This window comes from Demequina sp. (genome assembly GCF_016278775.1).
In the GTDB taxonomy this organism is placed as follows: domain Bacteria; phylum Actinomycetota; class Actinomycetes; order Actinomycetales; family Demequinaceae; genus Demequina.
Map to the genome: position 1 here is coordinate 1 of NZ_JADQBF010000038.1, position 12,933 is coordinate 12,933.

At 67.5% G+C, this 12,933-nt stretch carries 9 protein-coding genes; 5 read left to right on the top strand and 4 right to left on the bottom strand.

Annotated elements, in window-relative coordinates; genetic code table 11:
* Positions 1-2,531, top strand: a 2,531-nt coding sequence (locus tag QZZ33_RS05755) for a carbohydrate-binding protein (protein ID WP_291378808.1), incomplete at its 5' end; no start/stop codon positions are given.
* Between the two features lie 19 nt (positions 2,532-2,550).
* Here the strand turns inward: QZZ33_RS05755 and QZZ33_RS05760 are convergent.
* Genes QZZ33_RS05760 through QZZ33_RS05770 form a run of 3 tightly spaced genes read right to left on the bottom strand, consistent with a single transcriptional unit; the run spans position 2,551 to position 7,903 of the window.
* A complete protein-coding gene (locus QZZ33_RS05760; RefSeq protein WP_291378809.1) occupies positions 2,551-3,936 on the bottom strand; it encodes a M20/M25/M40 family metallo-hydrolase in 1,386 nt (461 codons plus the stop codon).
* A gap of 33 nt (positions 3,937-3,969) precedes the next feature.
* Positions 3,970-5,535, bottom strand: coding sequence for an MFS transporter (locus tag QZZ33_RS05765; RefSeq protein WP_291378810.1), 1,566 nt, complete (start codon positions 5,533-5,535; stop codon positions 3,970-3,972).
* A 46-nt stretch (positions 5,536-5,581) separates the two neighbouring features.
* Positions 5,582-7,903, bottom strand: a complete 2,322-nt coding sequence (locus QZZ33_RS05770; RefSeq protein ID WP_291378812.1) for a sodium-translocating pyrophosphatase — start codon at positions 7,901-7,903, stop codon at positions 5,582-5,584.
* A 145-nt stretch (positions 7,904-8,048) separates the two neighbouring features.
* Between QZZ33_RS05770 and QZZ33_RS05775 the strand changes: the two genes are divergently transcribed.
* From QZZ33_RS05775 to QZZ33_RS05790, 4 genes are all read left to right on the top strand, one after another.
* A complete protein-coding gene (locus QZZ33_RS05775; RefSeq protein WP_291378814.1) occupies positions 8,049-8,603 on the top strand; it encodes a sigma-70 family RNA polymerase sigma factor in 555 nt (184 codons plus the stop codon).
* Complete coding sequence (locus QZZ33_RS05780) at positions 8,596-10,365, top strand: hypothetical protein (protein ID WP_291378816.1); 1,770 nt, start codon at positions 8,596-8,598, stop codon at positions 10,363-10,365. Before QZZ33_RS05775 ends, QZZ33_RS05780 begins: the two co-directional genes overlap by 8 nt.
* 200 nt (positions 10,366-10,565) lie before the next feature.
* A complete protein-coding gene (locus QZZ33_RS05785; protein ID WP_291378817.1) occupies positions 10,566-11,123 on the top strand; it encodes a sigma-70 family RNA polymerase sigma factor in 558 nt (185 codons plus the stop codon).
* Positions 11,120-12,229: a hypothetical protein gene (locus tag QZZ33_RS05790; RefSeq protein WP_291378818.1), complete on the top strand. Its 1,110-nt coding sequence runs from the start codon at positions 11,120-11,122 to the stop codon at positions 12,227-12,229. The genes QZZ33_RS05785 and QZZ33_RS05790 overlap by 4 nt, the downstream gene beginning before the upstream one ends.
* Before the next feature lie 129 nt (positions 12,230-12,358).
* Here the strand turns inward: QZZ33_RS05790 and QZZ33_RS05795 are convergent, their stop codons facing one another.
* Complete coding sequence (locus QZZ33_RS05795) at positions 12,359-12,778, bottom strand: Rv3654c family TadE-like protein (protein WP_291378819.1); 420 nt, start codon at positions 12,776-12,778, stop codon at positions 12,359-12,361.
* Positions 12,779-12,933 lie beyond the last annotated feature (155 nt).

A 12,933-nucleotide genomic window follows, 5' to 3' on the forward strand; every position in this document is an offset into this window, starting at 1 on the left:
CCTTCGCGCCGTATGCGCACCATCACGTCACCCGGACCACTGTCGACTGGGACTACGACGAGGCGTCGGCCACCATGACCTCGACCTATGCGTTCGAGACCACCGCGCTCCAGGGCGACGGCACCGGCACCGTCTTCGCGCTGTACCCCCACCAGCGCGACCAGCTCGCGGGAACCACGCCTGGCACCTACCGGTACCACTCGCCCCGCGGCCCCATGAGCGTCGTCGTTGGCGCTTCGCAGTTTGTCACGGAGGCCCAGTTCAACGGGGTCTTGCCGCAGCTCGCGAACACCGCCTTCCCCGCCGGTTCTGCGGACGCAGCACAACTGGCCGGCTACGTCGATCAGGTCGCCAGCGGCGACCCCTTCGCTGGCTTCAACGATGACACCTACTGGACTGGCAAGGCGCTCGGTCGCGCGGCGCAGGCCGCGAACATCGCGGCGCTCACGGGCGATACCGAAGCGCGGGACAGCCTGGTGGTCGCCATGCGTACCCGCCTCACGGACTGGTTCACCGTCTCTCCAGGCGACGCCACCCGAGGGTTCTGGTACAACGAAGACTGGGGAACGCTGATCGGCTACCCGGGTTCGTATGGCTCTGACACGGAGCTCAACGACCACCACTTCCACTACGGATACTTTGTGGTCGCGGCCGCGACCGTCGCTCAGCACGACCCCGCGTGGGCCGACAGCTACGGCGAGATGGTCACCCACATCGTCAAGGACCCGGCCAACTGGGACCGCACTGACACTCAGTACCCGTTCCTGCGGGATTTCGACATCTACGCGGGCCACGACTGGGCCTCAGGGCACGGGGCGTTTGCCGCTGGCAACAACCAGGAGTCCTCTTCTGAGGGCATGAACTTCGCCAGCGGCCTCATCCAGTGGGGCGAGGCGACCGGCGACACCGAGATGCGCGACTTGGGCATCTACCTCTACACGACGCAGGCTTCTGCGATCGAGAACTACTGGTTCGACACCGACGACGAGGCGTTCCCAGAAGCCTTCGGTCACTCCACGGTAGGAATGGTGTGGGGCGACGGCGGCTCGTACACCACCTGGTTCAGCGCAGAGCCGGAGATGATCCAGGGCATCAACCTCTTGCCCAGCACGCCAGGACACCTGTACCTGGGCTACGACCCCGAGTACGTGACGCGCAACATCGCCGAGCTCGAGCGCAACAACGGCGGACCGGCAACCGTGTGGCAAGACATCATCTGGTCCTTCGAAGCCTTCGCCGACGGCCCTGGCGCCCTTGCCGACTTCCGCTCCCAGGTGGGCTCCTACCCCGTCGAGGAGGGCGACTCGCACGCACGCACGTTCTACTGGCTCGCCTCCCTCGCGGGGCTCGGGAACGTGGACCGGACCGTGACGGCGGACACTCCGTTGCACGCGGTCTTCTTCAAGGACGGCGTGCGCACGTACCAGGCGGCGAACATGGGCCAGGAGGCCCTGGACGTGACGTTCTCCGACGGGGTGCAGTTCACCGTTCCGGCGCGGTCTGTCGTCGCGGCAACGGCCGACGGTGTGGTTGACCCGGGCGATCCGGTGGACCCTGTCGACCCCGTCGACCCGGTGGACCCTGTCGACCCTGTCGACCCTGTCGACCCTGTCGACCCAGTCGACCCGACCGACCCGGTCCTCGCCACCTCGACCATCCAAGCCGAGTCGTTCACCTCGGCATCTGGCATCGCTGTCCAGACGACGACGGACACCGACGGTGGCGACAACGTCACCGCTGCCGACAATGGCGACTGGATCGCGTTCACCGACGTCGACTTCGGCACCACGCCCAAGCGGACCTGGCTGGCACGGGTCGCCTCAGGCGCCGCAGGCGGCGTGAGCGGACTGGTCAACATCAGGCTCGACTCACCCACCGCACCGTCGATCGGTAGCTTCGCGATCGCCAACACCGGCGGCTGGCAATCGTGGCGATCCGTGCCAGCCAACATCAGCGGGACCACCGGTGTCCACGACGTCTACGTGACGTTCGACTCCGGCCAACCGGCCGACTTCGTCAACATCAACTGGCTGACCTTCGGCCCATCGGGAGCCGATCCAGACCCGACGGACCCGGTAGACCCCGTTGACCCTGTCGACCCAGTCGACCCGACCGACCCGGTCCTCGCCACCTCGACGATCCAGGCCGAGTCGTTCACCTCGGCGTCCGGCGTCGCTGTCCAGACGACGACGGACATCGACGGTGGCGACAACGTCACCGCGGCCGACAACGGTGACTGGATCGCGTTCACCGACGTCGACTTTGGCACCACGCCCAAGAGGACCTGGCTCGCAAGAGTCGCCTCAGGTGCCTCCGGCGGCGTGAGCGGACTGGTCAACATCAGGCTCGACTCACCCACCGCACCGTCGATCGGTAGCTTCGCGATCGCCAACACCGGCGGCTGGCAATCGTGGCGATCCGTGCCAGCCAACATCAGCGGGACCACCGGTGTCCACGACGTCTACGTGACGTTCGACTCCGGCCAACCGGCCGACTTCGTCAACATCAACTGGCTGACCTTCGGGCCGTGACGCTTGGTGGCGGGGGCCCCTACTCGGCCAGAGCGGCCCCCGTCAGCAAGGCGCGGTAGAAGGCCACGCCTCGACCCAGCGACTCGACCTCGACCTTCTCATTGGGACCGTGTACCGCCGCGCGCTGCTGCGAGGACATCCGCAGCGGCGCAAAGCGGTACACGGCTGGCGCGATGCGGTTGACGTGGCGCGCGTCTGACGCGGCGAGCATCACGTACGGGACAGTCACGGCGTCGGGATACGACGCGGTGACGGCGTCGCGGATGGCGAGCCACCTCGGGTCGTCGCGGCTGGGCGACACGGGAGAGGGCTCGGAGCGCTCCAATACGGTGACGGTGACGCGACCGTCGTCGATCACGTCGGTGATGCGCGCCACCGCGTCGTCCACCGACGAGCCCGCGGCGACTCGCACGTTGAGCACCGCCCGGGCGCGGGTGGCAAGCACGTTGTGCGCAGCGCTTCCCTCCATCATCGTGACCGCGGTGGTGGTGCGCACCATGGCCGCCATCTCCGGGCCAAGCCGCGGTAGCACGCGGGCCAACAGTGGCCGCAGCGATCCGGCACGGCCCAACAGCGCGCGCATGAGGAGCGATGCGTGCGGGGCCACTGACTCGAACATCTCCACGGTGACGTCGTTGACGGCCGCGGGGAACGGGTGCTCTTCGATTTCGCAGATGGCGGCCGCCACTAAGCCTGCGGCCGACCGCTTGGGAGGGGTCGATGCATGGCCGCCGCCGCCTTCCGCCGAGATCTCCAGCGTGAGGATGCCCTTCTCCGCGACACCCACCACGGCCAGTTCCCGCTTCACGGAGGGAAAGGCTCCCGTGGCCACCGCCCCTCCCTCGTCGAGCACCAGGTACGGCTCTACTCCGCGCGACTCAAGCAACTCCGTCGCCTCGACGGCGCAAGTTCCGTACGACTCCTCGTCGGCGCCCATCAGCACGTAGACGTCGCGCGGCGGCTCCCAGCCCTCCTCGAGCAGCGCCTCGATCGCCTCAAGCATCACCACCAGCGCACCCTTGTCATCGAGCGCGCCCCGCCCGTGGACGTAGCGATCGGCGATGACGCCGTCGAAGGGCGGGTGCTCCCAGCCTTCCGCCTCCCAGTCGGCCGGTACTGGCACCACGTCTTGGTGCGCCATGAGCACCACGGGTCGCTCTGCGCCCCGGCCGATGAGCCTCAGCATCACACCCGCGCGCCCCACCTCATCGACCTCAGCGCGGCCAAAGGTGAGCGGGTAGTACTCGATGAGGAGCGCACGCAGTCTCGCGAAGGACGCGGCAACCTCTGGCGCGAGCGGCTCGGCGCCAGGCGGCGCGATCGCTGGAATCTGGATGAGGCTCGCGAGCCGTTGGGCGGCGCGATCGGCCGTCTCGTCAGGGACTGCTTTCTTGCGACGCTTCATAGCAACCCATCCTTGCCCATGGCGGCGGCGGTGTCAGCGGTCCGACTGCTCGTTGCCGTGCGGTTCCGACGACTCGCCGTCATCCCCCGGGTAACGCGGGCGTGGCGCGCGCCGCGCGTTCGGCCCCGCCCCAGAGACGACGGCGTCGGCACCCACCGCTTCGAGGGCAAGGCCCATCGCGTCTGGGTCGGCATTGGTGAACGCGACCTTGGGCACCGTGAGCAGCGCGATCACAGCGCCCACTGCGGTGACTCCGCAGATGATCCATACCGTCTGGTAGCCCGTCAGCGACGCCGCCGTGGTCTGCTCTGTGTCGACACCTGACGCGAGTGCCAACGCAAAGATCGCGGAGGCGAACGCGCCGCCCAGCGTCTTGGTCGTATTGGTGAGCCCGGTCGCCACGCCGGTCTGATGAGGAGGCGCCGCCGCAGCCGCCATGGCGGGCAGCGCCGCCACGAGGGCCCCTGAGCCGAAGCCAGCGACCACCATGCAGGTAGCCACGATGGCGACGGACCCGTGGAACGGCACCAGCAGCAAGTAGCCCGTCGCGACCATCGCGGACGCCCCCATGAGGACGTGCCGGGGAGCGAGCACACGGGAGACGCGCGCGAATACGGCCGCGCCCACCAGCAGGGAGAAGACGTAGGCGCCAATGAGGTAGGACCGGTTTGCCGAGTCGAGGCCGAGCCCGTAGCCGACCTCGGAAGGGTCGGTCGCGGCGAACGTGGACAGCGGCCCTTGGGCGCCCAATACCGACACCCCGAAGAGCGCCGACGTCAGCACCACTGGCCACACCGTCGGCCGGGCAATGAGCCGCATGTCGATGACCGGTTCGTCCTTGCCCAACTCCACCCGCACAAAGAGCCACATGAGCGCTCCGCCCGCGAGGATCATGCCCACCACCCACATGGTCACGCCGTCGAGCCTCACGAGCGCGAGCCCACCGGTGATGGCCAACAGCGACAAGCTCAACACCACGGTGCCAGCCAGATCGATGCCGCCCTCGCCCCTGGTGCCGGGATCGGGCACCTTGAAGAGCACCACAAAGAACGCGATCGTCACGAACACCGCGGGGATCGACAGGCTGATCCACAGGCGGTCAGAAAACAGCAGTCCGAACTGGCCGGCGAGCAGCGCGCCGCCGATGGCGCCGGCCTCGAGCGCGACCACGATGATGCCAGCACCCTTGCGGGTCAGTTCCGCCGTGTTGGGGTGCTTGCGCGCGCGAGCGTGGATGATGGCCACATTCATGGGCAGCCACACCACGTAGAACCCCTGGATGGCCCACACCAGGGTGAACAGCCAGAACGACGGCGCGAAGGCGATCGCCCACGATGCCACGGCAGTCACGGCAAGCGAGCCGATGAGCACCTTGCGGTGCCCCACGATGTCGCCCAACCGGGCCAACAGCGGCACGACGATGGCGCTCAGGAGTAGCTGGGCCGCCTCGAACCAGTTGACCTGCGCGTCGTTGATGTCGAGGTGTCGTGCCACGTCGCTGAGCAGCGGGGTGTAATACCCCTGGATGACGCCGGACGTCGCCTCGACCACCACCAGCGCGCCGACCACCCCTGCGAGGGGCGAGACCGTGCGACTCATGCGGGCATCCTCTCAGCCAAAGGTGTCGGCACCATGTCCGAGCGCCCTAGAGCCGCGCCTGGACTTCCTGATCGTCATGTCCCTCGGCGGCAGCCGCCTCGTCTGCCTCCTTCTCCACGCCGCCCGCGTGCGACCGGCGCGAGGCCGCCGCCACCGCGAACACGGCGATTCCGGCAGCGAGTATCGCGATGGTCCAGCGCAGCCAGTGGTTCGCCCCGTCCCCGTAACTCAGCGCGACCACCGCGGGAGCGATGAGCAGCGCCACGAGGTTCATGACCTTGAGGAGCGGGTTGATGGCGGGGCCAGCGGTGTCCTTGAAGGGGTCGCCGATGGTGTCGCCGATCACGGTCGCCTCGTGCGCAGGGGAGTTCTTCCCACCGTACCGGCCGTCCTCGACGATCTTCTTGGCGTTGTCCCACGCCCCTCCAGAGTTGGACAGGAACACGGCCATCAACACGCCGGTACCGATCGCGCCAGCAAGGAATCCGGCCAGCGCGCCAACGCCAAGCCCAAAGCCGACGAACACGGGCGCCATGGCGGCCAGCAGCCCAGGCGTGCTGAGTTCACGCAGGGAGTCGCGAGTGCAGATGTCCACGACGCGGCCGTACTCTGGCCGCTGCTCGCCCGTCATGATGCCGGGCATCTCGCGGAACTGCCTGCGCACCTCGAACACAATGGCGCCAGCGGCGCGCGTGACCGCGTCGATCGCCAGGCCGGCGAACAGGAAGACAGTGGCGCCGCCGATGATCACGCCCACCAGCGTCAGCGGGTTGATGATCTCGTACGTGAAGTCCGTACTCGATGCCGCGGCGGAGAGGATCGCCTCGTTGACCGCGTCGGAGTACGAGCCGTACAGCGCCGTCGCCGCCAGCACCGCCGTCGCGATGGCAATGCCCTTGGTGATCGCCTTGGTGGTGTTGCCCACCGCGTCGAGATCCGTGAGGATCTTGGAGGCCTCCTCGTCGACCTCGCCTGACATCTCCGCGATGCCTTGAGCGTTGTCGCTTACTGGCCCAAACGTGTCCATGGCCACGATCACGCCCACCGTGGTGAGCAGGCCACAACCGGCGAGCGCCACCAAGAACAAGGCAAGCGACAGCGACCCCGCCGCCACGAAGTACAGGATCACGATCGCGCCAGCAATCACCGTCGCCGTGTAGACGGCGGACTCGAGCCCTAACCCGATGCCGGACAGCACCACGGTCGCGGCCCCGGTCCTGGACGTCTCGGCGACCCGCTTGGTGGGCTTCGAGGCCGTGTCAGTGAAGTAGCCAGTCAGCCACAGGATCACGCCAGCCAGACCGATGCCGACGAACACGGCCACGGTGGCCACGATGCGGGGGTCAGCTTCCAGGTCGGCTAGGGAGGAGCCGTGGAACTCGCTGAACGAGCTGGGCAGGTACACGAACGAGGCGATGGCTGACAGCACGGCGCCCACAGCGGCCGATGTGTAGAAGCCCCTATTGATGGCCCGCAAGCCCGGCTCGCCGTCGCGCACCTTCGTGATGAACACGCCAAGGGCGGCCGTCAGGGCACCCACCGAGGTGATGATCAGCGGGAACACGAGCCCCTCTTCACCAAAGGCGACCTTGCCAAGGATCAGCGCGGCCACGAGCGTCACCGCATAGGACTCGAACAGGTCGGCGGCCATGCCAGCACAGTCGCCGACGTTGTCGCCCACGTTGTCCGCAATGGTCGCGGGGTTGCGGGGGTCGTCTTCAGGAATGTGGTTCTCGACCTTGCCCACCAGGTCGGCCCCCACGTCGGCCGCCTTGGTGAAGATGCCCCCGCCCACGCGCATGAACATGGCCAGTAGCGCCGCCCCAAAGCCGAAGCCCTCGAGCACCGCAGGGGCGTCCTCTCGGAAGATGAACACCACGGCCGCCGCGCCAGCGAGCCCTTGGCCAACGACGCCCATGCCGACGGCGCCGCCCGTGCGGAAGGCGATGCGGGCGCCCTTCTCGCGGCCGTCAGTCTCGGTCGCGGCCGACGCCACGCGCACGTTCGCGCGCACGGCCAGCCACATCCCCATGTAGCCGATCGATGCGGAGCAGAACGCGCCGACCAAGAAGAACACGGAACGGCCGATGCGCACCCCCGTGTCCCCAGGGAGCAGGAAGAGCAGCCCAAAGACCACAGCCGCGAACACAATCAGGGTGCGCAACTGGCGGTTGAGGAACGCCGCCGCGCCCTCCTGGATCGAGGTCGCGATCTGATTCATTTTGGACGTGCCGTCGGCTGCGCTCAACACCTGTTGTCGTAGCGTCCACGACAACAGCAGCGCGGCCGCGGCGACGACGCCGATGACCACCACGATGACAACACTCGACTGACCAAATTCGAGGCCGGGGACAGTGGCCACGTGCATTCGTCCTCCTCGACGATCCGCGCGCCCCATTGCGCGCACTGCAGTACGCGGCGAGTCTAGGTCACAACCGGGACCTTGTGCCCCGCACCCAACGTTTCCAGGCGCCCAGGCGTCGACATGGTGAACAACCTCAAGGGAGGGGCACATGGCCGACTGGCTAGATGGGATGGAACGCCTGGTCCGCGAGCGCGAAAAGGCGCTACTGGGCTACGCGTACGTCGTCTGTGGCGACCCGACGCTCGCCCAAGACCTGGTGCAGGACGCGCTCGTCAAGACGTTCTCGCGTCCCCGAGAGGGACTGACGCAGGTCAAGGCGGAGGCGTACGTGCGCCGCGCCATCACCACGTTGTATGTGGACCACTATCGCCGCCAACAGCGCTGGCAAAGGGTGCAGCATCTGTTCCGCCCGCAAGTGGTGCAAGAGTCCACCACCGTCTTTTCCGATCTGAGCGCCGACGTCGCGACGGCCCTGGCAGACCTGCCTCCGCGCGTGCGTGCGTGCGTGGTGCTCCGCTTCTTCGACGATCTTACCGTGCCGGATATCGCGGGCCAACTCGGCCTCGCGCCCGGCTCCGTGAAGCGCTACCTCTCCGACGGTATGCGCGCCCTTGAACTTCGACTCGGCAACCTGGACGACGCGGACCACGCGCTCGCCACGGAGGTCGACGTTGCCCCCACGAAAGGACACACTCATGACTAGGCTTTCCGATCACTTGCGAGGCCTCGCAGACAGGGCGCCAGTGGACGACTCTGTCGTCTCTGTCGAGGTGGCGTCGCGGCGCATCCACCGTCACCGTCGGATGCGAGCGGGCGCCAACGCGGCCGCTGGCGTGGGGGCCGCGGCCGTCATCGCGGTAGCCGCGCTCAACCCTGGCGGCGGCGCGAACGACTTTGCGGCTGACGCACCTGAGCCTGCCATTGCAGGCGGCGAGAGCGACGGCGCCATGGCCGCTCAAGACGAAGGAACTCGCCTGGCATGGGGCCTGTGCGGCTCCTACCCGCTTGAGGACTTTGTCGCGGTTGACCCGGTCAACTCGCTGACAGTGAGCGGCGCACCGGAAGAGGCTGTCGGCGGCGAGACCCTCACACTCGACGCCACACTGGTGCCAGCGTCGTCCGGTGCGGTGGAGACGTTTGGTCCGCAGGCACTCATCCTGTGGGAGGGCATGGTGGTCGCCTCCGGCACGTCCGAGGTGGCGGAGGCCGCCGTGCTATCGCTCACGGCGGGAGAGCCCATCGAGCAGACCGTGTCCGCTGACCTGGTGGACTGCTGGGAGGGCGCACCCCTGCCTGGCGGCAACTACCAGGTGATCGCGGTTCAGGAGTTGTACACCGCGGTCGACGTAGCACCACCTGTGGACCCGGAAACGCCGGTTGAGCCCTCGGTGGAGCCAGGGGCCCCCGGTGAACCGACGGTCGCACCTGAGCCCGCGCCCGATGCCGAGACGTCGGCCATGGTGGAGCCAGAGATGAGCGAACCCCTTCCTCCCGACACCCCCGTGGACGATGGCACCGTCACGGGCGGCGGGCTTGCGTCGGACGCCGTCGACTACGTCCGCGTCGTGTCCGCTCCGGTCGACTTTGTGATTGCGGGCGACGTCCCTGACGACCCCTTCGGCCAGTACCTGCCCCAACCTGTGGAGCCGGTCGAGGTGCCGGACGACCTGCTCACGCCCGACGCGGCGCGCGCGGAGTTTGCCGCGCACGTCACCATGACGCCGTGGGCGATGGAGGCCGGATCCCAGCGGGTCGTCAAGACGAACGACTCGTTGGAGGCGGCCGACGAACGCGCGTGGGAGCAGAACTACTTCGGTTGCGTGTGGGACGCCACGATGAGTTCCAGTTTCCCCGCCACCAGTGCCACGTGGGACCTGTTGGACGTGAGCGCAGACCTCCCCAGCGGGATCGACGTCTCCTACGGCTGGGTGGTGGAGGGCAACCCCACCGTCGAGCTGGAGGTCACCAACGTCTCCGACCACACGCTGCCCGGCTACTGGGGTTCCGACCCCAATACGGCGCTCATGCTGGTACGCGACGGAAAGGTTGTCGCAGAGGGCTACCCCGTGTCCGTGAATCGCGACGAGCAGTACATGGAAATGGAGATCGCGCGCAACGGCATGTTGAGCCCAGGAGACGGCCTTGGCGGAACGTATCTGTGGCGGGACGTGAATGGCTGCTCCACGGGTTCGGGCCAGGCCGACGTCACGCCGGGCACCTACACCGTGCTCAACGTCCAGCCGATCTACGTGGACTCCGGTCAGATCTACTACGAGACCTTCGACGGCGGCGGAATTCCCGAGCCAGCCATCGACGCCCCCGCGGCGCGAGAGGACATCATCACGGAGGGTGGCGGCGGCGACTTGGCCAGCCCCTCCAGAAGCGCCATCGCCCCTTCACCAGAGGACTACGACTGGCTAGAACTGCAGGTATGGACGTCCCTGGGGACCGTCACGGTGAGTTGAGTTCCCGTTCCCTCACCGTGCCGCGGCACGGTCGACGCCCCCCTCGTCGGCCGTGCCGCATTTCTTCACATCGGCAGATTCCCGCAACCACGCTGCCCCGAGCGCCGGTGTGAAATATGTCACACTATGCCTTGTCACCCCATGGTTTTGCGCCCCACCACCCGTATCAATAGGTAGAAGCGTCAACAAAGGGAGACTGCGTGACGAAGTGGGCGGACGTCTTGGAGCGGCTGGTGCGCGAGCGCGGCCGCTCACTCGTGACGTACGGATTCCTGCTCACCGGCAACAGTCGAGACGCAGAAGACCTCTTCCACGACGCCGTCGTCAAGACCTTTTCTCGAGGCAAGGGCACGGTGTCGCTCGGCGAGGCGGAGGCGTACGTGCGTCGCGCGATGTTCTCCGCGCACATGGATGCCGGGCGCAGGGACTCGGCGTGGCGCCGCGTGTTCCACTTGCTGGGCAACGATGAGACGCAGAAGTCCGGTGCGGAAGCCGTCGAGTTCCGCACCGACCTTCAAGAGGCGCTAAGGCAACTGTCGCCACGTGAGCGGGCGTGCACGGTACTGAGGTTCTACGACGATCTCACCGCCGTCGCGATCGCTCGAGAGCTGGGCATTACCGAGGGCGCCGTGCGCCGCTACCTGTCCGACGCCGCTGTGAAGCTGCGCGGAATGCTGGGGAACTTCCACGACGACCCGTCACAGGGTGTCGCCTACGCCGAGGTACATGAGAATTCAAGAAAGGGGGCGCGCTCGTGAACATCAATGCGGACATGCAGGAGCTCGCCACAATGGGCGGCGGCACTTACGCGCCCAGCGAAGACACCATCGCCGACCTCTTGGGTCGCACGCGACGAGCACGCGCCACGCGGCAATCGGTGGTCTCCGTCGCCACCACAGTGGGGATGATGGCGCTCGGCCTTGGCGCCGCACAGGCGTACAGCGCGGCGAAGGACGATCCCGCGTTCAGGGACCGCAACATCATCAACAACAAGGACGGCCTCACGCCGATCGAGTTGTACCGCGCCAAGTTTGGGGCGGACAACCCCACCCGCACCTACGACTCACAGGTCGATCTCAGTTCGATCATCGACAAGTTGCGGGCTGCGGCGCAGACCGACCCGAACCCACCCGGTGCCAAGACGACGCAACCCGCCTCTGGCGGAACGTCCGGCAAGACGGGTGGAACAACGGGCGGGACCACGGGCGGGGACCCTTACGCACAGTGCAAGGCCGACCACCCCGACAAGCCGTACAAGTACTACGACTGCACCAAGGAGCAGTGGATCATCAAGGCCGGTTGGTACAAGGACCCGGCGAACGGCACCTACTACGAGTGCACCAACCAGCCCGCCTACACCGGCTACACCTACAACTGCTCCACCGGCTCCTACGCGCCGAAGGACGGATACTTCCTCTTTGGCAACGGCGCCGTCTACAAGACCATCACGTGGACGGATGCTGCGACCGGGGCGACGACTCTGGGCAACTGGAGCGGCACGGGCAACTGGGGCGGTTGGGACCAGAAGGCCATCCTCGTGGCCGCTGGCTCCAAGACCTACAGCGAGTACAAGTACATGGCGGGTGACGCCACCTGGAGTGGTTCGACCTGCACGGGAAAGACCGCATCCAAGTACGGCGCCACCGTGAAACTCAGTTGCCTGCCCAAGTGGAAAGTCGACTCGCTCGGGTTCAACAACGGCAGCCCCAAGATCAGCAACGACTGGATTCTGCTGGACACGCACCTCAAGTGGTTCGATCCCGAGTGCCGATACGCCGACCCCGCGAGCCCCCCAGCTGGTTGGACGTGGACGGGATCCGAGTGGGTCGAGGACACGCCAGAGTCGCCGGCGCCCAGCCCCTAGCACATGGTGATCGCGGTGTCTCGATGGCGCCGCGATCGGACCGGATCGCTGGCCTGGTCGACGCCTGGGTGCTCCAGGTGGTGCCCGGTCGGCGTATCCTTATAGACGCCCGGCGGCGGCTCAGATCCCTCAGCCTGAGTCGCCGTCGGGTCTTTTCATGCGCGGGCGCTGGCCCCACGCCGGGCCCGCTCGTGACGATGCAGACGCGGGGTCCGGCCAGCCGGGGATCCGCACCCTCACCACCACCATGACCGAACCTCCCGAGCCCCTCGCACACCGCGAAAGCGTTGCCCCGTTGCGGTGCGCCAGGTCCTTGGCCGCCTCGCACGCCCGCTCGAGCGCCACGGCTGGGGAGGCGCCTTGCGCCCGCCAGTCGCGATCCGTTTGGGCGGCGGCCAGCGCCGCGAGATCCGCCGCACCGCCTGCCTGGGCATGAGCGATGACCCCTGCACCCACGTGCGAGGCGGCGGCGGCAAGTACCACCACGACGGCGATGAGCGCCACGATGACGGGGCTGGCGCTGCCCTCGTCATGGCGTGCGCCGCTCACGGGTGGGCCCGCGCCGTCGCACAGCGCTCATAGGCGGGCCACGGGGTCCTGTGTCCGCTGACACACGCGGTGACGTAGTCGCCGGTACGGGCGATCGTGACGCCCGACCGCCCCGAGACGCGGGTGCCTACGGCGGCCGCGCCCGCATCGGTCAG